The sequence below is a fragment of the Rhodococcus jostii RHA1 genome (assembly GCF_000014565.1).
GTDB classification, from domain to species: domain Bacteria; phylum Actinomycetota; class Actinomycetes; order Mycobacteriales; family Mycobacteriaceae; genus Rhodococcus_F; species Rhodococcus_F jostii_A.
The window spans coordinates 5,209,882-5,230,168 of sequence record NC_008268.1 but is presented as its reverse complement, the minus strand read 5'-3'; the positions used below and the strand labels follow the sequence as shown (position 1 = coordinate 5,230,168).

The window sequence follows — 20,287 nt, the reverse complement described above, 5'->3', positions numbered from 1 at the left end:
GGTGAAACTCCCTTACTGTGCCGCTACCTCGACGCCGAGGGCGCCGAGCAGCGTGGTGCGAAACTCGTGGAACTTGCTGTCGCCGAGCGCTCTCGGCTTCGGGATGTCGATGATCTCGTCGACGACGATCTGCCCGCGATCGAGAACGAGTACCCGGTCGGCGAGCGCGATCGCTTCGTCGACGTCGTGTGTGACGAGCAGGACGGTCGGGCGGTGGCGACGGATCAACTCCTGTAGGAGGGCGTGCATCTTGATCCGGGTCAGCGCGTCGAGAGCGCCGAAGGGCTCGTCGGCCAGGAACAGTCGGGGCTCGCGGACCAACGCTCGGGCCAGCGCCACCCGTTGCTGTTCACCGCCGGACAGTTCGCTGGGCCACGCCTTCTCCCGGCCCGCGAGCCCGACCTCCGCGAGCGCCGCCGCTCCCCTGCTCGTGCCGGTGCGGCCCAGTCCGAGCGTCACGTTGTCCAGCACCTTCAGCCACGGCAGCAGCCGTGAGTCCTGGAATGCCACCGACACCTCCTCGGGCACGGTGAGGGTTCCGCCGCGGCCCTCGACGTCGTAGTCGAGGCCGGCGAGCGCGCGGAGCAGCGTGCTCTTGCCGGACCCGCTCTTTCCGAGCAGGGCCACGAACTGGCCTTCGGGAATGTCGAGGTCCAGGCGGTCGAGGACGGTCTTGTCGCCGAATCCGCGGACGAGGGATCGCACCTGCACGGCGGCGGGTTCTAGCCGGCGAGCGTCTTGCGCCATGACAGGGACCGCCTTTCGATGTAGCGGAGGACGGAGTCGGACAGGAGACCGAAGATGCCGTAGACCGCGAGCCCCACGAGAATCACGTCGGACTGTCCGTAGTTCTGCGCGTTGTACATCATCTTTCCCAAACCGGTCACCGCGTTGATTCCCTCGACGACGATGAGGGTGAGCCAGGCGCCGGTGACCGAGAGGCGCAGTCCCAGAAAGAATCCCGGCATCGCACCCGGCAGTACGACCTTGCGGATGAACGTGGCCCGGGACAACCCGAGGACCTCGGCGAGTTCGACGTACCGGTTGTCGATCGACGTCAACGAATTGTGCGTCTGGATGTACATGTGGACGACGACACCGAGCGCGATGATCACGATCTTGAACGTCTCGCCGATGCCGAGCCAGAGGATCAGCAGCGGGATGAGGCCGAGCGTCGGGATGGCGCGTTTGAGCTGGATCGGCCCGTCGATCAGGGCGTCACCGGAACGCGTCAGACCGGCGACGACGGCCAGGGCCGTCCCGATCACCACACCGAACGCGAAACCGATGGCGGCACGGCTCAACGACGCGAGGACGTGTTCCTGCAGGATGCCGGTGGAGATCAGCTCGACGGCCGTGGTGACCACGGTCCACGGCGCGGACAGCTTTCGTGCGTCGATGAAGCCGGTGAGACTTCCCACTGCCCACACCGCGAGGAGGAGCAGGACACCGGCCAGCCGGGAGAACGGAAACGCCTTGCGCAGCCCGAGTCGGCGGATCTGCCGATCGGCGACGCCGAGCCTCGGGGCCTCGGGGGCGACACTGCGTGCCGGTGCGGGCGCGGAGAGAGTGCTGGTCATCGCTGCACACCGCCCCGGTACTCGGCCGGAACAGCGTCGGCGGCGATCGTCTCGAATCGCCGGTCGAACAACTCGTCGGCATCGAACTCACTGAAGTACCCTGCATCGGACAGCAATTGGACGGTGTCCTGCGTCCATTCGACGGCGGCGTCCCAGTTGGCCGGGTAGACCGGACGCTGCCCGACGGAGGCGACGATGCGCTTACCGTCCTCGGCCGATACCTGTTCGCTCTCCACGTAGTACTTCTGGATCCAGGCGTCCTGGTTCTCCCACGCCCAGACCTCCCCGCGAGCCCAGAACGGAATGAACGCCTTGATCGCCGCGGCCTTGGCCGGGTCCTGGAGGACTTCCACCGGTGCCCAGAGCACGGTGAGCGCGTCCACGGCGTCGGTAGCCAGCGCCTTGGCTCCGTCCGGCCCGTACTGGTTCAGGTACTTCGTCACCGTCGGCTCCGACAGCGGCGCGATGTCCACTTGCTTCGACTGCAGCGCGGTGAGGAACTGCGGGCTGGGGAGCTCGACGAGCTGGACGTCCTTGGTGGTCAGACCCTGTGCCTTCAGCGTTCGCAGGATCACGACACCCTGCGCCTGCCCGGGTGAGAACGCGATCTTTTTGCCCCGCAGGTCCGGCAGTTCCGTGATGTCCGAGCCGGGAGCGGTGGCCAGCAGGTACTGCGGCTGTTCCTTCTCCCGGACCGCGACGATCTTCGCGTCGAGCCCGGTGGCGTGCGCCTGGATCGGCGGGATCGCGGCGTTGGTGGCCAGATCGACCGCGTTGCCCCGGAAGGCCTGGATCACGTCGGGACCGGCACTGACGTCCGGCCAGTCCGACACGGTGAACGGGAGGTCCGCGAGCTGGTCGGTCGCCTCGAGTTGAAGCCGGGTGGTCTTTATCGACACGCTGAGCGAGGTTCCGTCCGGAACCTGATCGGGTACAGCATCATCGAGAGACAACCCGCCGGAGGGACCGGACGAGCAGGACGCGAGCCCGAGCGCCACGACGCCGGCGAAGGCGGCGCGCGTGAGGCGCCGATACCCGGCGGAAGACACGAGTGAACTGGACATGATTGATCCTTCGAAGGATGTGATCTCCGGTCGGGCACATCGGACAGTTCGTCGAGTGCCACAGAGGAGCGAGAAAGGAAGAACGGAAAGGTATTTCGAGCGTCCGCCGAAGTCAGCGCGGAGACGTCAGATGCGACCCGGTCGCGTGCGGCGACAACAGGACTCGGAGCGACACGAGGTTGTACGCACACTGTCCGCCATGGTGGTGTTCACACCAATATCCTTGCGATCCAGCGTAATAGACGTCAACATTGCTTCCCACCGAATTAACTCCGGATGTGTGATACATGTCACGATATGCCGGCCAACGGCCGCACGAAGCTGGTGAGAGGCGCCCGGTAGAGCTCCGCGAGGATCACGGAACCGGCGGATACCGGCAGTGCCCGCCCGGGGAAACTGGTGGACAACACCGACTGCGACGGGTCGTCACACGTCGCCGACGACTCCCCGACTGCTCGCCGAACCGTGTCGAGAGTACCCGGAATCTGGCTCACGCCTTGGTCGCAGACGATCAGGACCTCCGGATTGAACAGATCGAGCAGCCGGGCTGCCACCACCCCGACGCCGTGCGCCCGTTCCTCGAACAGTGCCAGTGCCGCCGGCTGCCGACGTCGACCCGCGTCGAGAAGGTCGCCGAAGATCGGCCGCTCGATGGTGCCGAGCTGCATCGCCCTGCGCACCAGCACCCGATCCGACAGGGTGGCCTGCACGCATCCGGTACGCCCGCAGGCGCACTCCTCGACACTGTTCTCGACGGGCACGTGCGCCACCGCGCCTGCCGCCGCGCGCGGGCCGTGGTGGACCACGCCTCCGGTCGCGAACGCGGCGTCCACCACGTTCCCGACGAAGAGCTGCACCACACTGTCTCGCGCCCTCGGCTCCCCGAACAACACCTCCGCGTCGATGAGGGCCCGCGCGTGCGAATCCATCCGGACGTCCAGACCCGTGCGGTGCTCGAGATCCGCCCGGACCGGGTATCCGTTCCACCCGGGGATCGGATGCTCACGCACCACACCCGATTCCGAGTCGATCCAGCCGCCGGCCGCGAAACCGACGCCGATCGGGACAGACACGTCACCGTGCCGGGCGGCCAGCGCCTCGAGGGTCGTCACGGCGTTCCGCAGGATCTCGGCCGGTCCGAGCCCGAAATGTGGATCACGGGATCGGGCCACCACCTGCCCACGCAGGTCGAGCAACGCGGTGGTCACGTGGGTCATCGCCAGGTGGATGCCGTAGACGACGAAGCGGGTGTCGTCGAGGTCCACCGGGACGTGTGGCCGTCCCAGACCGGTGGGACCCGAGATCTCCGGCAGTTCCCGCAGCAGGCCGCGTTCGACGAGTTGCGCACTGGCGGTGGTCACCGTCGCGGGTGAGAGCCCGGTGCCCCGCGCGATCGTGCTGCGCGCGATCGGCCCACGGTCGAGGACGGTGCGCAGCACCGTGCCCGCGCTGGCGCCGGAACGGCCGGCACCACGCCGGGTGTCGGGCTGGGTTCGCGCCATCGTTCCCACCTTCCCCGCGCGCAGTGATTTCGATTGATCTCGAACGCTAACGAAGGGGAACGTGCAGTTCAACGGACTCGATTCCCGTGAATTTAACTCCCCGTGAGTACTTGTTGACGTCCCGCGGTTAATAAGTACTCACTGGGGCTAGCCGCCCAGATTGACCTCGATGCAGTACGTGCGCTCGGGTTCGGAGAACGCGATGGGGAATGCGCTGTCGAACTCGTTGCACAGGGTTTCGTCGTTCTCGCCGTCCGCACGTCTGACGACCTTCACGGTCTGCGCCTCGGTGCAGTCGGACGGCACGATCCGGCCGTCGTCCTCGAGCAGGTAGCAGGAGTCCTCGAGCATGTTCGGAACGAGGCAGAGCGTGGTCTGCACGTCTTCGTCCTCGCTCACGAGGGTGTACGAGAAGTAGTCCTCCGCGCACTGGACGTCGCCGTCGTTCTTCTGCGCCACCTCGTACGTGGCCTCGCTGTCGGAGCAGTCCCGCTTCTCGTGCGAGGTGTCGGCCGCGGTCGTCGACGCGGACTCGAAGAAGAGGCAGTCGCCGACGTCGAGAGCATTCTTGTCGGCGCTCTTCACGGCGAACACAGCGAACGCGGCGATAGCGGCGAGGATCACGACGGCGACGACGCCGAGAGTGATGAACAGCCCCTTCCGCGATTTCTTCGGCGGCGGGTACTGGCCGGGCTGCTGCCCGTACTGGCCGGGCGGGTACTGGCCGGGTTGCTGGGCGTACTGCCCCTGCGGGTACGGCTGCTGGGGGTACTGGCCCTGCTGGTACGGCTGCTGCGGCCCGCCCTGCGGGTACGGTTGCTGCGGGTTGTTCGGCGGTTCGCCGGGGATGTTCGGATCGGGACGGTTGGGGTCGTCGGGGGGCTGGGTCATCGCGAGCCTCGTCTCTGGGTCGATCCATCCGGCTGTCCCTCAATTTAGGCCCCGACCGCCCCGGATGTGCAGGTATCGGGCCGCGTCGGAGGCCGCGACGTGGCGCGGTGTCGCTCAGATCAGGACAATGGACAGGCTGGCTACATCCGGCACCGCATTTTCGAGGAGGCTTCCGTGACCGACGGACCGTTGATCGTCCAATCCGACAAGACCCTGCTGTTGGAGGTCGATCATGAACGCGCGAACGACGCCCGCCAGGCGATCGCGCCGTTCGCGGAACTCGAGCGCGCGCCCGAACACGTCCACACCTACCGGATCACCCCGCTGGCCCTGTGGAACGCGCGCGCCGCCGGACACGACGCCGAGCAGGTGGTCGATGCGCTGGTCAACTTCTCCCGGTACGCGGTGCCTCAGCCGTTGCTGGTCGACATCGTCGACACGATGGCCCGGTACGGGCGCCTGCAGCTGGTGAAGAACCCGGCCCATGGTCTGACGCTGGTCAGCCTGGACCGCGCGGTCCTCACCGAGGTGACCCGGCACAAGAAGATCGCCCCGATGCTCGGTGCGCGCGTCGACGACGACACGGTCGTGGTCCACCCGAGCGAGCGCGGCCGTCTCAAGCAGTTGCTGCTCAAGGTCGGCTGGCCGGCGGAGGACCTCGCCGGGTACGTGGACGGCGAGGCGCACGCCATCGACCTGGACTTCGACGGCACGTCCCCCGGGTCCGCGGACGGCACGTGGCACCTGCGCGACTATCAGGAGATGGCCGCCGACTCGTTCTGGGCGGGCGGGTCCGGTGTCGTCGTCCTGCCCTGTGGTGCGGGTAAGACGATGGTCGGTGCGGCGGCGATGGCCAAGGCGAAGGCCACCACGTTGATCCTGGTGACGAACACGGTCGCGGGACGGCAGTGGAAGCGTGAGCTGATCGCGCGCACGTCGCTCACCGAGGAGGAGATCGGCGAGTACTCGGGCGAGCGCAAGGAGATCCGTCCGGTCACGATCGCCACGTACCAGGTGATCACCCGGCGCACCAAGGGCGAATACAAGCATCTGGAGCTCTTCGATTCCCGCGACTGGGGTCTTGTGATCTACGACGAGGTGCACCTCCTGCCCGCCCCGGTGTTCCGCATGACCGCCGACCTGCAGTCCCGTCGACGCCTCGGCCTCACCGCCACCCTGGTGCGCGAGGACGGCCGTGAGGGCGACGTGTTCTCGCTGATCGGACCCAAGCGGTACGACGCACCGTGGAAGGACATCGAGGCGCAGGGGTGGATCGCGCCCGCCGACTGCGTCGAGGTGCGGGTGACGCTGACGGACGCCGAACGGATGTCGTACGCCGTCGCCGAACCCGACGAGCGGTACAAGCTGTGTTCCACCGCGCACACCAAGATCGCGGTGGTGAAGTCGATCCTGGAACGGCATACCGACGCACCGACGTTGATCATCGGCGCGTACCTCGACCAGCTCGACGAACTGGGTGAGGCGTTGAACGCCCCGGTCATCAAGGGGTCGACCAAGAACAAGGAGCGCGAGGAACTGTTCGACCGTTTCCGGGCGGGCGAGATCCAGACGCTGGTCGTCAGCAAGGTCGCGAACTTCTCGATCGACCTGCCGGAAGCGTCTGTCGCCGTCCAGGTTTCGGGCACGTTCGGTTCCCGCCAGGAGGAGGCTCAGCGACTGGGCCGCCTGCTGCGACCCAAGCACGACGGCGGCCAGGCCCACTTCTACTCGGTGGTGGCACGCGACACGCTCGACGCCGAGTACGCCGCCCACCGGCAGCGCTTCCTCGCCGAGCAGGGGTACGCGTACCGGATCACCGACGCGGACGATCTGCTGGGCCCGGCCATCGGGTGACCGCCTGCCACCGGACCGGGAGCTCTAAGCTGGGGCCGTGCGACATTTCGAGTTCACCGTCGACCGGGCCTACGCGAAGTCTGTCAACCAGACGTTCGCCGACATGCGACGCCTGCAGGTGTCGGCGATCGTGGTGGCGCTGCTGTTCGCGGCCGCCGCTGCCGGTCTGATCCTGCTCGCCCACCCCTGGTCGATCATCCTCGGTGTCGTCGTGGCGATCGCCGCGCTGACGTCGGTGTGGGTGGCGTTCTGGGTGCCGAAGAAAGTCGGCAGCATCGAGGAGTTGTACGCGAAGAGCCCGCTGGTGCCTGCGGTCGTCTCGGAGGTCCATCCCCGCGCGGTCACCCTGCTGTCGCTGATCGACGTCGCGAAGCCCTCCGCGGGCCGGGCGTCGTACGCCCTCGTCACCCGCAACGTTCCGATCCGGACCGGTCAGAATCAGCGGGTGGGCGACAGGGTGCCGTCCGTCGCACTCCTGAACGACCGCAGCACCCACAACGACGCCGACATGTGGGAGATGGTCAGCCCGATGCCGATCGCGTGGGGCACCCGCGACGCGACGGTGCGTTCCCGCGCGGAGGACGCCATCGATCAGGTCGAGTGGGATTTCCTGCAGAGCCGGATCCCCGAGTCCGAGCACATCCGGACCAGCCCCGACCAGCGGGTCGCGGTGTCCGAGCACGACCTTCCGGAGGGCCTGCGCTGATCGGCCGCTAGGGCCAGCCTTCGGCCTGCTGCCGGGGGTCGCCGGCGAGCAGGGCGGCCACCCAGGAATCACGCCGGACGCCGCGCTGCACGAGTCCGGCGCGCTGGACGCCCTCGAACCGGAAGCCGACCCGGCGGGCGACCGCCGCCGAGTCGACGTTGCCGACGAACGCGCGCCATTCGATGCGTTCGAGCCCCATGCCGTCCGGCCGAAACGCGAAATCGCACACCAGGTTCACCGCGGTCGTCATGAGGCCCCGCGACCGTGCCGCCGGCGACAGCCAGTATCCGATCTCCGCCGCCGTCACGTCCCGCGCCATCAGACCGATCATCCCCAGCACGGGACCGTCCTCGCGTTCGCGCAGCGCCCAGGTGGGACTGCGATCGGCCCACCCGGAGGGCACCGTCTGCCGCACGAACTGCTCGGCGTCCGAGCTTGTGTACGGCGCGGGCATCGTCGTCCACTCGGCGATCGACGCGTCGCTGCACGCCGCGCAGATCTCGTCGACGTCGGTGACGACCGGCGGGCTCAACCACAGTGTGTCGGCGGCGAGGGTGACGACGAACATGCCCGCCACTCTATGCCCGGTGAGGCGGCCTGCTGATCAACGCAGCGCGGGCAGAACCTCCTTCTCGAACAGTTCGATGCCCGACGTGTCGTACGCGGCTTCCGGGAAGTAGAAGATGCCGTAGGACATGCCCTGCGCCTTCAGCCCCGACAGTTTCTCGACGATCTGCTCCGGCGTTCCCACACCGGGCATTCCGCGGAAGGCTCCCAGGGCACCCTCGGCGGCGTCGGCACCGACGTGGGGGGTGAGGCGGTCCTTCAGGGTGAGCAACCGCTGCTCGACCTCCGCCTCGGTGGTGCCGATCGCGACGTTGTAGTTGGCCGAGCGGGTGATGGCGTCGAAGTCGGTACCGACGGTGTCGCAGTGCTTCCGCAGGATCTCGGACTTCTGCGCGAAGCCCTCGGGTGTGCCGTCGAAGTTGGTGTACTGCGCGTACTTTGCCGCGATCTTCAGCGTCACCTTCTCGCCGCCACCGGCGATCCACAGCGGGATGCCGCCTTCCTGCAACGGAAGTGGGCGGACGATGGCCCCGTCGACCTGGTAGTGCTTGCCTTCGAGGGTCGCGATGCCGTTGGTCCAGGCCTGACGCATGATCTGCACGCCCTCGTCGAGGCGGCCGAGACGCACACCGGCAGAGGGGAATCCGTATCCGTACGCCTGCCACTCGTGCTCGTACCAGCCGCCGCCGATACCCATCTCGACGCGTCCGCCCGAGATGAGGTCGGTGGTGGCGGCGACCTTCGCGAGGTAGGCCGGGTTGCGGTAGCTCATCGCCGTACACATCTGGCCGAGACGCACCCGTGAGGTGACCGCCGCGAACGCGGACATGAGGGTCCACGCCTCGTGCGTGGCCTCCTCGGTCGGTGCCGGGACGGTGTGGAAGTGGTCGTAGACCCACAGCGAATCCCAGGACGAACCCTGATCGGCGCGCAACGCGAAGTCGCGCATCACCGACCACTGATCCGAGGGATCGATTCCGACGAGATCCAGACGCCAACCTTGAGGAACGAACAATCCGAAGCGCATGAAACGAATGTACCTATGCTTCCTGTTTTTCGAGCGGTGAGGACCCGGGCTCCGACGCGGTCGGCGGTGGCCACGGGGAATAGACCGGGATGAACCGGAACAGGAGACCTGCGCCGACCAGCGCCGCTCCCCCGATCGCGGCGACGGCAGCCCCGAGCGGGACCACCGCGGCGAGCGCGCCGACGCCGAAGGGTCCGGCGAACATGCCGGTGTCGTGGGTGAGCCGCCAGGCAGCGAGGAATTCGGCGCGCGTCGCCGGTGGGGCGATGTCGGCGCCGAGCGTCATGATGACGCCGTTGCCGAGCCCGTTGCCGATGCCCATCACGACGGCGACGACCCCGATCGACAGGAGGTCGTGCGAGAACGGCAACGCCAGGTAGGACGCCCCGATCACCACAAGCGAGGGCACCGCGATGAACCGGCGTCCGTACCGGTCCATGAAGTGTCCGGCCGGATACGAGCACAGCAGATCGACGGCCGCTCCGACTCCGAAGACGAGGCTGACCTGGGCGGCGTCGAGTCCGAGGTGGGCAGCCCACAGCGGCAGCACCGCCTCCCGCGAGGCGCGGGCCGCACCCATGAGGAGCGACCCGGCGCCGAGCGTGGCCAGCAGCTTCCGGTGCCGGCGCAGAATCGACGGCAGCGTCGCGTGGGTACCGGCGGTGCCTGCGTGGCGCCTCGGCGGGTCGGGGACCCTCGACATCAGCCACCCGGACAGCACGACGCCGACGAACTGCACCATGAATCCGCCCCGGGCGCCGACCACCAGGATCACGGCGGCGCCGAGCAGCGGTCCCACGAAGAAGCCGAGCCGCCACATCGCCGCGAACGACGACATCGCCCGGGCACGCAGCCCGATCGGCACGGCGTCGGCCAGGTAGCTCTGGCGGGCCAGCCCCCACACGGCGTTCGCGAGCCCGGTCAGCAGTGCCCCCACGCCCAGCATCCAGGGTGTCTGCGCGAGCAGACAGACCAGCACTCCGGCGGCGCCGACGGTACTGCCGCCGATGATGGACCGCCGCTCCCCGAACCTGGCGACGATCCGGCCTGCGGGCAGGTCGCCGAGGACGGCGCCGAGCCCGACGACCGCGACGATCAGCCCGGACACGGCCACGGACGCGCCCAGTTCGCGGGCTGTCAGTGCCATGACCGGGGCTGCGGCCCCCTGGCCGATGCCGAAGATCGCGGCGGGGACGAAGACGGTGGTGACGAGAGGTTTCAGACCGGTCTCGCCGCTCATGCGCTCGCTTCGTCGACCGCGCCCGCGAACCGGTTACCGACGTCCGTGAGACCGTAGTGACCGCGCAGGGTGGTCGCGGTGTACTCCGTCCGGAACAGTCCGCGCTGCTGCAGGATCGGGACGACACGGTCGACGAAGTCGTCCAGTCCGCCGGGCAGGTAGGGCGGCATGATGTTGAAACCGTCGGCCGCGCCCTGCTCGAACCACGTCTGCAGCTCGTCGGCCACCTGTTCGGGGGTTCCGGCGAACGTGCGGTGCCCGCGTCCGCCGCCGAGCAGCCCGATCAGTTGCCGGACGGTCAGCGAACCGTCCGCCGCGAGATCCTTCACCAGCTGGTAGCGGCTCTTGTTGCCCTGGATCTCGTCCAGCGGAGGAAGCGGCGGAAGCGGGGCATCCAGGGAATGCTTGGTGAGGTCGACACCGAGCATCGTGGACAGCTGCCGCAGCGAGTACTCGGGCGAGATCAGGTCGGTGAACGACTGCTCGAGCGCCTTCGCCTCCTCCTCGGTGTCCGCGATGAACGGCACGATGCCGGGCAGCACCTTCAGGTCGCCGGCATTGCGGCCGTGCTTGACGACACGCGCCTCGAGGTCGCGGTAGAACTCCTGCCCCTGTTCCAGGGTGCGCTGCGCGGTGAACACGGCCTCGGCGTACCGGGCGGCGAACTCCTTGCCGCTCTCGGACGATCCGGCCTGCACCAGCAGCGGCCGCCCCTGGGCGGAGCGCGGCGAGTTGAGCGGGCCCTTGACCCGGAACCGTGGTCCGTCGTGGTCGATGGTGTGAACCTTGCCGGGGTCGGCGAACACGCCGGTCTCCGGGTCGAGCACCACCGCGCCGTCCTCCCAGCTGTCCCACAGGGCGAGCGTGACGTCGACGAATTCCTCTGCGCGCTCGTACCGTCCGCTGTGTGCGGGGATGCCGTCGACGCCGAAGTTCGCAGCCTCGTCCGCACCGGCCGAGGTCACGATGTTCCACCCCGCCCGGCCGCCGCTGATGTGGTCGAGCGACGTGAACTTGCGTGCCAGGTTGTACGGGTCGGAGTAACTCGTGGACGCCGTGGCGATCAGCCCCACGTGTTCGGTGGCGACGGCGATCGCCGACAGCAACGTGACGGGCTCGAAGATCGCCTGTGTGTTGTGCTTGATCCGCGGTCCGACGGCGAGGCCGTCGGCGAAGAACACCGAGTCGAGCTTGCCCCGCTCCGCGATCCGGCCGAGTTCCTGGAAGTGGGCGACGTCCAGAACGCGGTGCGCCTCGGTACGAGGATGGCGCCACGCCGCCTCGTGATGTCCCACACCCATGAGAAACGCGTTGAGGTGGAACTGGGAATCCTGTGACATGTGGAGTTTCTTTTCCGGTAAGTGACTAGACCCGCCAGCGGGACAGCCTGCGTTCGATCAGTACGAGAACGGCGTTGAGCGTCAGCCCGAGAACCGAGATGGCGACGATGCCCGCATACATGTTGGGGATCTGGAAGTTGAACTGGGAGGCCGTGATCAGGTAGCCGAGGCCGGCCTTGGCCCCGACCATCTCGGCGGCGATCAGCACGAGGATCGACGACGCCGCCGCCATGCGGATGCCGGTGAAGATGGTTGGAACGGCGGCGGGCAGCACGACTTTCTGGAACAGGCGCACGGGCGACAGTCCCAGCGAGGACGCCGACTTGATCAGCAGCGGATCGACGGTCCGCACACCGGAGATCGTGTTCAGCAGGATCGGGAAGGTGCACGCGTAGATCACCAGGGCGATCTTGGACTCCTCACCGATGCCGAGGATCAGGATGAACACGGGGAGCAACGCCAGCGCCGCCGTGTTGCGGAACAGCTCCAGGATCGGGTTCAGGAAATCCGACACCGGCCGGTACCAGGCGATCGCGATGCCCAGCGGGATCGCGATCACGACCGCCACGAAGAACCCGATCAGGGCCCGGGAGAGGCTGGCGGACACGTGCTGCCACAGCTCACCGCTCTTGACCAGATCGAAGAACGCCTCGACCACCGTGCTGAACGGGGGCAGGAACACCTCGTCGACGAGACCGGCCCGGGGAGCGATCTCCCAGAGTGCCAGGAAGGCGACGATCGCGACGGACGGCTTGAGGATCCGCCAGGCGATCGGACGCAGTGCCGCGCCGGCACGCTGGACGGCACCCGGCTGCGGTGGGGTGGAAGCGGGCGACGGAGCCGAGGTCCCGGGTGGATCGATTGCGACGGGAGCTTCCGGTGACGCGAGTGCGCTAGACATGTGCTTCCTCCTTCTCGATTACCTGTGCACGCTCCACTTCGCCGTGCAGCAGCGTCCAGATGCGGTGGCGGTAGTGCCGGAACTGCTCGTTGGACCGGACGTCCTCGCCGCTGCGGTCGATGTCGATGTCCACGAACGTCTTCACCCGGCCGGGCCGCGACGTCAGGACGGCGACCCGCTGCCCGAGGTAGATGGCCTCGTCGATGCCGTGCGTGATGAACAGGATGGTCTTGCCGGTGGCCTTCCAGATGCGCAGCAGTTCGTCCTGCAGCGACTCACGGGTCTGCGCGTCGAGCGCGGCGAACGGCTCGTCCATCAGCAGCACCTCGGGATCGAACGCGAGGCTGCGGGCGATCGCGACGCGCTGCTTCATGCCGCCCGACAGCTCGTGCGGGTACCGGTCGCCGAAGCCCTTCAGGCCGACGAGCTCGAGGTAGTGCTCAGCGAGTTCGCGCCGTTCCTTCTTGGGCAGTCCCTTGGCCTCGAGCCCGAATTCGATGTTGTGCCGAGCCGTCCGCCACGGCAGGAGTGCGTACTGCTGGAAGACGATTCCGCGGTCGAGACCCGGCCCGGTCACCGGCTGCCCGTCGAGCAGGATCCGGCCCGACGTGGGGGTGCTGAGCCCGCCGAGCAGGTCGAGCAGCGTGGACTTCCCGCAACCACTCGGACCGACGAGGACGAGGAACTCGCCGTCCGCGAGATCGATGTCGATGTCCTCGATCGCGGTGAACTTGTCCTTGGACCCGCGCACGTCGAACTGTTTGGTGACGTGCTCGAGGCGGAGCTTGGGCGTCTGAACCCGCTCGGGGTTCGAGGCGGTGATGCTCATTTCTGTCCTTCCAGTACTTCTCCGTCGGGCCCGCTCTCGGGCTGGAACGTGCCGTTGGCGTACGGGTTGAATTCGTTGGTGTAGAGGTCGGTTGCGGTCAACTTGCCCTCGTCGAGCTCACCGTTGCGGACGAGCCAGTCGATCCAGGTCTGCAGCTCCTTCTCCTGGATCACGGCCCCGGCGACGGGAATACCGGAGCTGCGCCAGTAGTCGATGGCCTCGTCGCTCTCGTTGCGGCCACGCTTGTCGATGATGCTCTTGAACCGTGCGACGACCTCCTCACGCGGAGTCACCTGGGTCCATCGGATGGCCCGGGCCGTGCCCTGCACGAAGTCCGCGACGGCGTCCTTGTTCTTCGCCAGGAAGTCGTCGCGCACCACGTAGGTGCCGTAACTGAAGGCGCCGAACAGATCCCGGTCCGTGAACAGCGGCCGGATACCCCCACGCTCCTGGGCTGTTTCGCGGAAGATGCCGTTGATGGCCGCCACGTCGATCTGACCTTCGCGCAGGGCCGTTTCGTTGTTCACCGGCGGGACGACGGTCAGCTCCACCTGCTTGATCTCGTCCTGGGTCAACCCCTGCTGGGCCAGCCACTCCCGGACCAGGAACTCGTGGTGCGCACCGAGCGTGTTCATCCCGACCTTCTTGCCGATCAGGTCACGCGCCGAGCGAATGGGGCTGCCGTCGAGGACGAAGTATCCCGTGTACTCGCCGGCATCGGCGCCGTAGGAACTCAGCACCGACGTGATCGGTGCCCCCGCGGCATTGAGCTTGACGACGGCTCCGTTGAAGGCCGAGCCGAACTCGATGTCACCCGTGGCCGCCGACTGGATGTCCTGCGGGCCGCTGGTGGTGTCGCCGACCCATTCGAGCTTGATCTTGTCGTAATACCCCAGGTCCTCGGCGAGTTCGTGGAAGCCCACGTCCCCGGCCCACCCCTGGTAGCGCAGGACCGTCTTTCCGTCCTCGGTGGTGGCGGTATCCGACGAGCCGGCACACCCCGCCACTCCCGAGGCCAACGTGAACAGTGCTGCGGTCGCCGCGAGGGCGCGCACGGCGCCGCGCCGGAACCGGGAGTGGGACATCGACGTCACTTTCTTCTCGTGGGGACCTGGGGTGGAGTTCACTTGGCGGCCAGTGCTTGTCCGTCGGGGCCGCTGTCGGCGGGGTACGTGCCGTTGGCATACGGGTTGTACTCGTTGGTGTAGACGTCGGCCGGCGTGAGCTTGCCGTCCTCGAGCTCACCGTTGCGGACGAGCCAGTCGATCCAGGTCTGGATCTCCTTGTCGGTGATCACGCCACCGGGACCCGCCACACCCGGCGTCTTCCAGTAGCCGATGAGGTCGGTGGTCTCGTTGCGGCCGCGCTTGGTGATGATGTCCCTGAACTTCGCGATCACGTCGTCGCGGGGCGTGGTCTGGGTCCAGCGGATCGCGCGGGCCGTGCCCTGCACGAAGTCAGCGACGGCGTCCTTGTTCTTCGCGATGAAGTCGTCGCGGAACAGCAGCGAACCGTAGGTGAAGGAACCGAAGATCGATTCGTCGGTGAACAGGGGGCGGATGCCGCCGCGTTCGACTGCCTTGTCGCGGAACACGCTTCCGAGCGTGCCGACGTCGATCTGACCCTGCCGCAGCGCCTGTTCGGTGTTCACCGGCGGCACCACGGTCAGCTCGACCTGCTTGATCTCGTCCGGGGTCAGCCCTTCCCGCGCCAGCCACTCCCGCACGAGGAACTCGTGGTGTGCGCCGAGCGTGTTCATGCCGACCTTCTTGCCGATCAGGTCACGTGCCGACGTGATCGGGCTTCCGTCGAGCACGTAGTACCCGTTGAAGGTCTCCTTGTCGGAGCCGTAGTAGCCGATGACGGACGTGATCGGCGAGTCGGCCGCGGCCAGCTTCAACACCGCACCGTTGAACGCGCCACCGAAGTCGGTCTGCCCCGTGGCGGCATTCTGAATGCTCTGCGGCCCACTGGTGGTGTCGCCGATCCAGTTCAGTTCGACCTTTTGGTAGTAGCCCAGGTCGGCCGCGAGTTCCGGGAAGGAGACCTGTCCCGTGGTCCCCTCGTAGCGAAGTACCGTCTTCCCGTCGGCTGTCGTGGTCGTCTCCGAACCGGAGCACGCGACAGCAAGGCTGGTGAACGTGAGAAGGGCGGCCGCTGCGGCCAGAGTCCGCGCGAAACGTGGACGAATCATCGAAGGTCTTCCTAGTGTGTGATGCCCGCACACGACGAAGCGGCGGGTCGTGCGAGCGCACTCGGCGAACCCCGACCGGCGGTCGCCGGACGGGTCAGCAGGACGTGCAGAAGAAAAAGGGGTGCGAAAAAGCCAGGTCAGCTACGACAGCCGAAACACTGGAACATGGCAGACTCCCTGGAGGTGGTGTGGTCGCCACACCATACGTCCGGACCCACCACCAGGGTCAACGGTTACGCACACGACGGATTTTATGTCTGGACCGCACGTAGGATATCGGCATGCCCACTGCGACGCTGGTAGACGAATTCGAGTCCCACCGGCCGCATCTGCTCTCCGTAGCGTACCGGCTGACGGGAAGCGTCAGCGACGCGGAGGACGCTGTGCAGGAGTCGTGGCTACGACTCGACGACGCGGACGCCGCGAATATCCGCGACCTCCGGCCGTGGCTCACGACGGTGGTCGGGCGGATCTGCCTCGACCGGTTGCGGTCGGCGGCGGTGCGGAGGGAACAGTATGTCGGCCAATGGCTTCCGGAACCCATCGTCACCGGACTGTCACCGTCGGCCGAGCCGGACCCGCTGGAAGCGGTCGTCCGGGACGAGGACAACCGCCTCGCCGCGCTGATCGTGCTCGACACGCTCACCCCTGCGCAACGGGTCGCTTTCGTGCTGCACGACGGTTTCGGGGTCCCGTTCGACGAGGTGGCCGGGATTCTCGGCATCGAGACGCCCGCGGCACGTCAGCTCGCGTCGCGGGCCCGCAAGGCCGCTGCCACAACCACACCCGCCGTTCCCGACGACGAGCATGCCGTCGCCGTGCAGCGACTGCTCGAGGCACTCGCCGCCGGCGACCTCGACGCGGTGATCGCGGCGCTGCACCCGGACGCCCTCGTCATCGGCGACGCCAACGGCACCACGAGCACCGCCGTCAACGTCATCCACGGCGCGGACAAGTTCGCCCGCTTCTTCCTCGGCCTCATCAAGCGGTACGGGCCGGCGGTGTTCACCGTCATGCAGCCGGTCCTGGTCAACGGCCAGCTGGGCTTCTTCAGTGCCGCACTCACCGGCGACGATGCCCACCGCAGCTCGCCGCCGCGAGTGGGTGGGTTCACCGTCCGGGACGGACTCGTCTACGCGGCGTACGACATCGCCAATCCGGAGAAGTTCGGCGGGATCAGGCTCCCGGACCTTCCTTCGTGACCGCGGCGTCGTCGGCCCACGGCACCCGGCACGAATCGGTGCCGAAACCCTGTTCCGTGATGCCCAGCGCCGAGTACATCCGGGCGCGCATGTTCTCGATGCCGATCTGATAGGACAGTTCGACGACACCGGCCCGGCCGAACCGGCGCTCGAGGTCCGCCACCTGTTCGTCGGTGACCGTGGTGGGCGTCGACGTCATCGCGTCGGCGTATGCGATGGCCGCGCGCTCGTCCTCGCTGTACGCGGGCGAGTCGGCGTAGTCGACGATGTGCTGGAGCCGCTCCACGTCCAGGCCGTCGAGGCGTTGCAGCATCGTGCCGAAGTCCACGCACCACGAACAGCCGATCGTCCACGCCACGCGGTAGACGGCGATCTCCCGCACGTTCGCGGGAAGCACGGTCGACGCCTTCTGCACTGCCAGCTCGTGCCGGGCCGACGCGACGAACAGCTTGCGGTGATGGGCGAGCACGGTGAACGGCTCGGGCACCTCGTCGAACTTGTGGGCAGCATATTTGTAGGCGACCTTCACCAGCGGGCTCGCGACCGCCGGGGCCACTGCGGGAATGCGGGGCATTGCGTCCTCCATCGTCACCGGGCGCCCTTCGCGCGCCGTCTACAGAGAAGACGAGACAGCCCTGCAGAACGTGACGCGGCCGTGTGCAACCCTCGCCGTCACACCGACTACGCTGCAGTAATGCCCGCAACGCCGCGCAACCGCACCGTCCAGCGCTTGCAGCCGTTCGCGTCCACCATCTTTGCCGAGATGACCGCGCTCGCCGTGCGCCACCACGCCATCAACCTCGGTCAGGGTTTCCCCGACACCGACGGTCCCGCGTCCATGCTCGACACCGCGCGCCGAGCTATTGCGGACGGGCTCAACCAGTACCCGCCCGGCCCCGGCATGCCCGTGCTCCGCCAGGCGGTCGCGGCCGACAGGCTCGCCAGGTACGGGCTCGACCACGACCCAGACTCGGAGGTGCTGGTCACCGTCGGCGCAACCGAGGCCATCAGCGCCGCCATTCTGGGGCTCGTCGAACCGGGTGAGGAAGTGGTGCTGATCGAGCCGTACTACGACTCCTACGCGGCGTCTGTCGCGCTGGCGGGGGCGGTGCGACGCAGCGTGCCGCTCGCCCGCTCCGGCACGAAGTTCGTCGTCGACCTCGACGCTCTGCGGGCGGCGATCACCCCGAAGACCCGGATGCTGGTGATCAACACCCCGCACAATCCGACCGGCACCGTGTTCACCCCGGAGGAGATCGCCGCCGTCGCGGAGGTGGCCTGCGAGCACGACCTGCTGGTTCTCAGCGACGAGGTGTACGAGCACCTGGTCTTCGACGGCCGGACGCACACCGCCCTGGCCACTCTGCCGGGAATGTACGAACGGACCGTCTCGGTGTCGAGCGCCGCCAAGACGTTCAATGTCACCGGCTGGAAGATCGGCTGGGCGTGCGGTCCGGCGGAACTGATCGACGCCGTCCGGACCGCGAAGCAGTACATGTCCTTCGTCGGCGGCGGACCGTTCCAGCCCGCGGTGGCGCATGCGCTGAGCCACGAGCAGCAGTGGGTGAAGGAATTGCGGGACAGTCTCCAGGCCAAGCGGGACGTGCTGTACGACGCGCTCGTCGCGTCCGGTCTGGAGGTCCATTCGGGTGGCGGCACGTACTACCTGTGCGCCGACATCACCGCGATCGGGGAACGCGACGGCATCGACTTCTGCCGCAGGCTTCCGGAGCGCATCGGCGTGGCCGCGGTGCCGGTCAGTGTGTTCACCGACCATCCGGTGCCGTGGAACCCGCTGGTGCGGTTCGCGTTCTGCAAGCAGGATCACGTGCTCGAGGAGGCTGCGCGGCGGCTCCGGACCCTCGGGGAGCCCGGATCGTGACTGCCCGCACCATCCCCGCCGACTTCGTGCGGCGGTCGCTCGAACTGTCGGCGCGCAGTGGGGTCGACCTCTCCCCCGCGCTGTCGGCGGCGGGAATCACGGCGGCGTCGCTCGAGGATCCGCTGGCCCGGTTGACGCCGACCCAGGTCACGGCGTTCACCCAGGCGGTTTGGCAGATCACGGGCGACGAATTGTTCGGCCTCGGGCCGGCCCCGGTCCCCCGCGGCACGTTTCGGCTCGTCTGCCTCGCCCTGATCCACACCGCGGACCTGTCCGCGGCCCTCGAGCGGATGGCCGACATCCTGCGCGCCCTGCCGTCACTTCCGGCCCTGCACATCGGTCCCGGTGTCAACGGTGGAACCCGGATGACCATCGACATCCGCCCGGCCGCGGCCGAACGGTCCACCGAGGACGTGCAGTCGTCGCTCGAGGCGACGCGGGTGACCACCGATTTCCTACTGATCCTGCTTCACCGTTTCGCGGCGTGGCTCGTGGGCAAGAGGGTCCGGTTGCTGGCGGTGGAACTGCCGTATCCGGCGCCGCTGCCGCAGCTCGCCGAGAACTACGATCACATCTTCGGCGTCCCGGTGACATTCGATTCCGACATTCCCGCAATCGAATTCGACAACGCGGTCATGCGGGCGCCCATCATCCAGACCGAGGACACGCTCGCGGACTATCTCCGGGAGTCACCGACGTTGCTGATGTCGGAGCGTGACTACGACAGCACGGCGTCGGCGCAGGTGCGCCGGGTCCTCGAACTCGGTATGAAAGGCCGGACGTCGACGGCCGAGGACATCGCGGAGATGCTGTCGATCAGCGTCCCACACCTGCGCCGCCTGCTCCGGCAGGAGGGGACGTCGCTGAACCAGCTGCGGGAGGAAGTGCTCCGGGACGCCGCCGTCGCCGGGCTCCGGCGCGGCGAGACCGTGGAGGACCTGTCGGCGCGGCTCGGCTTCTCCGAGCCCAGCGCGTTCCGTCGCGCCTTCAAACGCTGGACCGGCAGCACCCCGAGTTCCTACCGCGGAGCGTGACAGCGCGTCAGCTGACGCAGAACTCGTTGCCCTCGGGGTCTGCCATGGTGACCCACTCGCTCGGTCCCTGGCGGCCGCGGTGGAGCACGGTGGCGCCGGACTGCTCCAGCTTCTCGGCCACCTCGTACCGGGCGTCCCCGACCCGGATGTCCAGGTGGAGCCGGTTCTTCACCGTCTTCCGTTCGGGAACCAGCTGGAACAGCACACGCGGGCGCTCCGGGTGCTCCGGATCGCGGATCGCCTGACCCTCCCGCCAGACCAGGACACCCTCGAACTCCATGGTGTCGGACTCCTGCGCGTGGCCGGCCTCGACGAGCCCGCGGATGAACTCCTCGTTGCTCGGCTCCACCTCCCAGCCGAGCGTCTGCGCCCACCATTTGGCCAGGGTATGCGGGTTCTCCGAGTCCACTGTGACTTGAAATTCATATCCCATGGCCCGACGGTACAGCGGTGCACCGACAGGTCCCGACGAGC

At 67.7% G+C, this 20,287-nt stretch carries 20 protein-coding genes; 5 read left to right on the top strand and 15 right to left on the bottom strand.

Going from position 1 to position 20,287, the window contains the following annotated elements:
• Positions 1 to 12: 12 nt before the first annotated feature.
• The 5 genes from RHA1_RS24220 to RHA1_RS24200 all read right to left on the bottom strand — a co-directional run bounded on the left by RHA1_RS24220 (position 13) and on the right by RHA1_RS24200 (position 5,037).
• The gene (locus RHA1_RS24220) at positions 13 to 747 is read right to left on the bottom strand and encodes an ABC transporter ATP-binding protein (RefSeq protein WP_011597237.1); all 735 of its coding nucleotides are present in this window, start codon (positions 745 to 747) and stop codon (positions 13 to 15) included.
• On the bottom strand, positions 723 to 1,580 hold the full coding sequence (locus tag RHA1_RS24215) for an ABC transporter permease (RefSeq protein ID WP_009478003.1): 858 nt from the start codon (positions 1,578 to 1,580) through the stop codon (positions 723 to 725). The genes RHA1_RS24220 and RHA1_RS24215 overlap by 25 nt, the downstream gene beginning before the upstream one ends.
• The gene (locus tag RHA1_RS24210; protein ID WP_009478002.1) at positions 1,577 to 2,644 is read right to left on the bottom strand and encodes an ABC transporter substrate-binding protein; all 1,068 of its coding nucleotides are present in this window, start codon (positions 2,642 to 2,644) and stop codon (positions 1,577 to 1,579) included. The genes RHA1_RS24215 and RHA1_RS24210 overlap by 4 nt, the downstream gene beginning before the upstream one ends.
• 290 nt (positions 2,645 to 2,934) lie before the next feature.
• Positions 2,935 to 4,146, bottom strand: a complete 1,212-nt coding sequence (locus RHA1_RS24205; protein ID WP_050787369.1) for an ROK family transcriptional regulator — start codon at positions 4,144 to 4,146, stop codon at positions 2,935 to 2,937.
• A 147-nt stretch (positions 4,147 to 4,293) separates the two neighbouring features.
• Positions 4,294 to 5,037, bottom strand: a complete 744-nt coding sequence (locus RHA1_RS24200; protein ID WP_011597235.1) for an LppU/SCO3897 family protein — start codon at positions 5,035 to 5,037, stop codon at positions 4,294 to 4,296.
• A 174-nt stretch (positions 5,038 to 5,211) separates the two neighbouring features.
• Here RHA1_RS24200 and RHA1_RS24195 point away from each other — a divergent pair, with 174 nt between their 5' ends.
• A complete protein-coding gene (locus tag RHA1_RS24195; RefSeq protein ID WP_009477999.1) occupies positions 5,212 to 6,891 on the top strand; it encodes a DNA repair helicase XPB in 1,680 nt (559 codons plus the stop codon).
• Between the two features lie 37 nt (positions 6,892 to 6,928).
• Positions 6,929 to 7,597: a DUF3239 domain-containing protein gene (locus RHA1_RS24190; RefSeq protein ID WP_011597233.1), complete on the top strand. Its 669-nt coding sequence runs from the start codon at positions 6,929 to 6,931 to the stop codon at positions 7,595 to 7,597.
• Positions 7,598 to 7,604: 7 nt separating this feature from the next.
• Here the strand turns inward: RHA1_RS24190 and RHA1_RS24185 are convergent, their stop codons facing one another.
• Genes RHA1_RS24185 through RHA1_RS24150 form a run of 8 tightly spaced genes read right to left on the bottom strand, consistent with a single transcriptional unit; the run spans position 7,605 to position 15,695 of the window.
• Positions 7,605 to 8,165 carry a GNAT family N-acetyltransferase gene (locus tag RHA1_RS24185; RefSeq protein WP_011597232.1) on the bottom strand — a complete coding sequence of 187 codons (561 nt, stop codon included), beginning with the start codon at positions 8,163 to 8,165 and terminating at the stop codon, positions 7,605 to 7,607.
• Positions 8,166 to 8,201: 36 nt separating this feature from the next.
• A complete protein-coding gene (locus RHA1_RS24180) occupies positions 8,202 to 9,191 on the bottom strand; it encodes an LLM class F420-dependent oxidoreductase (RefSeq protein WP_011597231.1) in 990 nt (329 codons plus the stop codon).
• 13 nt (positions 9,192 to 9,204) lie between these two features.
• Positions 9,205 to 10,431: an MFS transporter gene (locus tag RHA1_RS24175; RefSeq protein WP_016883866.1), complete on the bottom strand. Its 1,227-nt coding sequence runs from the start codon at positions 10,429 to 10,431 to the stop codon at positions 9,205 to 9,207.
• Positions 10,428 to 11,771 carry an LLM class flavin-dependent oxidoreductase gene (locus RHA1_RS24170; RefSeq protein ID WP_005561798.1) on the bottom strand — a complete coding sequence of 448 codons (1,344 nt, stop codon included), beginning with the start codon at positions 11,769 to 11,771 and terminating at the stop codon, positions 10,428 to 10,430. Before RHA1_RS24170 ends, RHA1_RS24175 begins: the two co-directional genes overlap by 4 nt.
• A gap of 25 nt (positions 11,772 to 11,796) precedes the next feature.
• Positions 11,797 to 12,672, bottom strand: coding sequence for an ABC transporter permease (locus tag RHA1_RS24165; RefSeq protein ID WP_009477993.1), 876 nt, complete (start codon positions 12,670 to 12,672; stop codon positions 11,797 to 11,799).
• Positions 12,665 to 13,501 (bottom strand): ABC transporter ATP-binding protein, encoded by an 837-nt coding sequence (locus RHA1_RS24160; RefSeq protein ID WP_011597229.1) that lies wholly within the window; start codon positions 13,499 to 13,501, stop codon positions 12,665 to 12,667. Before RHA1_RS24160 ends, RHA1_RS24165 begins: the two co-directional genes overlap by 8 nt.
• Entirely contained in the window at positions 13,498 to 14,586 is a 1,089-nt protein-coding gene (locus tag RHA1_RS24155) for an ABC transporter substrate-binding protein (RefSeq protein ID WP_011597228.1), read from the bottom strand. Before RHA1_RS24155 ends, RHA1_RS24160 begins: the two co-directional genes overlap by 4 nt.
• Before the next feature lie 38 nt (positions 14,587 to 14,624).
• Positions 14,625 to 15,695, bottom strand: a complete 1,071-nt coding sequence (locus RHA1_RS24150) for an ABC transporter substrate-binding protein (protein WP_011597227.1) — start codon at positions 15,693 to 15,695, stop codon at positions 14,625 to 14,627.
• A gap of 281 nt (positions 15,696 to 15,976) precedes the next feature.
• On the opposite strand from RHA1_RS24150, the gene RHA1_RS24145 reads away from it, so the two are divergent.
• Positions 15,977 to 16,897, top strand: coding sequence for a sigma-70 family RNA polymerase sigma factor (locus RHA1_RS24145; protein WP_011597226.1), 921 nt, complete (start codon positions 15,977 to 15,979; stop codon positions 16,895 to 16,897).
• Here RHA1_RS24145 and RHA1_RS24140 read toward each other — a convergent pair.
• Positions 16,872 to 17,471, bottom strand: a complete 600-nt coding sequence (locus tag RHA1_RS24140) for a carboxymuconolactone decarboxylase family protein (RefSeq protein ID WP_041811934.1) — start codon at positions 17,469 to 17,471, stop codon at positions 16,872 to 16,874. The two genes, RHA1_RS24145 and RHA1_RS24140, sit on opposite strands and share 26 nt — an antisense overlap.
• 120 nt (positions 17,472 to 17,591) lie before the next feature.
• Between RHA1_RS24140 and RHA1_RS24135 the strand changes: the two genes are divergently transcribed.
• Both RHA1_RS24135 and RHA1_RS24130 read left to right on the top strand, forming a co-directional pair.
• Positions 17,592 to 18,779 carry a pyridoxal phosphate-dependent aminotransferase gene (locus tag RHA1_RS24135; protein WP_041811931.1) on the top strand — a complete coding sequence of 396 codons (1,188 nt, stop codon included), beginning with the start codon at positions 17,592 to 17,594 and terminating at the stop codon, positions 18,777 to 18,779.
• On the top strand, positions 18,776 to 19,813 hold the full coding sequence (locus tag RHA1_RS24130) for an AraC family transcriptional regulator (protein WP_011597223.1): 1,038 nt from the start codon (positions 18,776 to 18,778) through the stop codon (positions 19,811 to 19,813). The genes RHA1_RS24135 and RHA1_RS24130 overlap by 4 nt, the downstream gene beginning before the upstream one ends.
• 7 nt (positions 19,814 to 19,820) lie before the next feature.
• On the opposite strand, the gene RHA1_RS24125 is transcribed toward RHA1_RS24130, so the two are convergent.
• The gene (locus tag RHA1_RS24125; protein WP_011597222.1) at positions 19,821 to 20,246 is read right to left on the bottom strand and encodes a VOC family protein; all 426 of its coding nucleotides are present in this window, start codon (positions 20,244 to 20,246) and stop codon (positions 19,821 to 19,823) included.
• Positions 20,247 to 20,287 lie beyond the last annotated feature (41 nt).

Excerpts from the sequence above, each read along its gene's own strand:
- RHA1_RS24220 (WP_011597237.1), bottom strand. The coding sequence starts at position 747 with ATGGCGCAAGACGCTCGCCGGCTAGAACCCGCCGCCGTGCAGGTGCGA.
- RHA1_RS24215 (WP_009478003.1), bottom strand. The coding sequence starts at position 1,580 with ATGACCAGCACTCTCTCCGCGCCCGCACCGGCACGCAGTGTCGCCCCC.
- RHA1_RS24210 (WP_009478002.1), bottom strand. The coding sequence starts at position 2,644 with ATGTCCAGTTCACTCGTGTCTTCCGCCGGGTATCGGCGCCTCACGCGC.
- RHA1_RS24205 (WP_050787369.1), bottom strand. The coding sequence starts at position 4,146 with ATGGCGCGAACCCAGCCCGACACCCGGCGTGGTGCCGGCCGTTCCGGC.
- RHA1_RS24200 (WP_011597235.1), bottom strand. The coding sequence starts at position 5,037 with ATGACCCAGCCCCCCGACGACCCCAACCGTCCCGATCCGAACATCCCC.
- RHA1_RS24185 (WP_011597232.1), bottom strand. The coding sequence starts at position 8,165 with ATGTTCGTCGTCACCCTCGCCGCCGACACACTGTGGTTGAGCCCGCCG.
- RHA1_RS24180 (WP_011597231.1), bottom strand. The coding sequence starts at position 9,191 with ATGCGCTTCGGATTGTTCGTTCCTCAAGGTTGGCGTCTGGATCTCGTC.
- RHA1_RS24175 (WP_016883866.1), bottom strand. The coding sequence starts at position 10,431 with ATGAGCGGCGAGACCGGTCTGAAACCTCTCGTCACCACCGTCTTCGTC.
- RHA1_RS24170 (WP_005561798.1), bottom strand. The coding sequence starts at position 11,771 with ATGTCACAGGATTCCCAGTTCCACCTCAACGCGTTTCTCATGGGTGTG.
- RHA1_RS24165 (WP_009477993.1), bottom strand. The coding sequence starts at position 12,672 with ATGTCTAGCGCACTCGCGTCACCGGAAGCTCCCGTCGCAATCGATCCA.
- RHA1_RS24160 (WP_011597229.1), bottom strand. The coding sequence starts at position 13,501 with ATGAGCATCACCGCCTCGAACCCCGAGCGGGTTCAGACGCCCAAGCTC.
- RHA1_RS24155 (WP_011597228.1), bottom strand. The coding sequence starts at position 14,586 with ATGTCCCACTCCCGGTTCCGGCGCGGCGCCGTGCGCGCCCTCGCGGCG.
- RHA1_RS24150 (WP_011597227.1), bottom strand. The coding sequence starts at position 15,695 with ATGATTCGTCCACGTTTCGCGCGGACTCTGGCCGCAGCGGCCGCCCTT.
- RHA1_RS24145 (WP_011597226.1), top strand. The coding sequence starts at position 15,977 with ATGCCCACTGCGACGCTGGTAGACGAATTCGAGTCCCACCGGCCGCAT.
- RHA1_RS24140 (WP_041811934.1), bottom strand. The coding sequence starts at position 17,471 with ATGCCCCGCATTCCCGCAGTGGCCCCGGCGGTCGCGAGCCCGCTGGTG.
- RHA1_RS24135 (WP_041811931.1), top strand. The coding sequence starts at position 17,592 with ATGCCCGCAACGCCGCGCAACCGCACCGTCCAGCGCTTGCAGCCGTTC.
- RHA1_RS24125 (WP_011597222.1), bottom strand. The coding sequence starts at position 20,246 with ATGGGATATGAATTTCAAGTCACAGTGGACTCGGAGAACCCGCATACC.